This window comes from Amnimonas aquatica, assembly GCF_002943415.1.
In the GTDB taxonomy this organism is placed as follows: domain Bacteria; phylum Pseudomonadota; class Gammaproteobacteria; order Pseudomonadales; family Moraxellaceae; genus Perlucidibaca; species Perlucidibaca aquatica_A.
On sequence record NZ_PTQZ01000377.1, the window covers coordinates 1 to 1,065 of the forward strand.

Genomic DNA, 1,065 nt, shown 5'->3' on the forward strand with positions numbered 1-1,065 from the left:
CAGCGCGTGGATGAAAAGGTGGTCATGCCGGTGATCCGCGGCTACCGCTTCGTCACCCCGCGCGTGGTGCGCCAGGGCGTGAACAACTTCTGGGACAACTTCACCGACGTCGGCAACCTCGCCAACAGCCTGCTGCAGCTCAAGCCCAAGCGCTCGCTGCAGACCACGGGCCGCCTGCTGGTCAACACCACCGTCGGCGTGCTCGGTCTCTGGGACCCGGCCACGCGCATCGGCCTGCAGCGCCAGGACGAGGACTTCGGCCAGACCCTGGGCCACTACGGCGTGCCTGCCGGCCCCTACGTCATGCTGCCCGGCCTAGGCCCCTCCAGCGCGCGCGATGCCGGCGGCCGCCTGGTCGACTGGGTGGGCATGGACCAGATCAACTACATCAATATTTCGCGCAACAGCAGCGAATACCCGGCGCTGCTGGCCCTGCGCCTGATCAACGCGCGTGATGCCACGCCGTTCAGCTTCGGCCAGCTCAACTCGCCGTTCGAGTATGAAAAGCTGCGCTACATCTTCACCCAGGCGCGGGTGCTGCAGGTCCGGGACTGAGCTGTCTGGCCTCCGCGTCGGGCCGCTGGCCGGCTATGACGCGGTGGCTGCTTTCGGGTGATTGATACAGCCTGCCGGGTGTGGCAGGCTCGAAGGCAATGGATTTGCGGTGATGTTGACGTGAGGCCGCATAAAGCTAATGCACTCAAATATCAGGTAACGCTTACTACAAGGAAGTCGAATGCGTGTCTCACTGCTTATTGCTGCATCTCTGGTAATAACGGCATCTGGCTGTTCCAAGAATAATGCCGCCGGTCCGGCTTCATCTGAAATAGATCAGGCTAACCTCTGCGAGGTTAGGGTATGGCAGCATGCCGACGTTGCAAGTATGTGCAAGCCCGGACAGAAGGTTGTTTACTTGCCGCGCAGCTTTGGCAATGAGCAGCTTCCGATCATTTTTGCTGCGGTTAACTGTGACCTGCGTTACAGCGTTGCACTGACAACTGGCGCTGTGACATGCATTTATGGCCCAATTACGCCAGCGCCGACTGAGCCCTGAAAAATGTTTTC

At 60.5% G+C, this 1,065-nt stretch carries 2 protein-coding genes; one reads left to right on the forward strand and one right to left on the reverse strand.

Going from position 1 to position 1,065, the window contains the following annotated elements; translation table 11 throughout:
• On the forward strand, nt 1–555 hold a 555-nt coding region (locus C5O18_RS10145), incomplete at its 5' end, for an MlaA family lipoprotein (protein WP_105193501.1).
• Between the two features lie 262 nt (nt 556–817).
• Here C5O18_RS10145 and C5O18_RS10775 read toward each other — a convergent pair.
• The coding region (locus tag C5O18_RS10775) for a hypothetical protein (RefSeq protein WP_206389858.1) at nt 818–1,065 on the reverse strand (248 nt) is incomplete at its 5' end.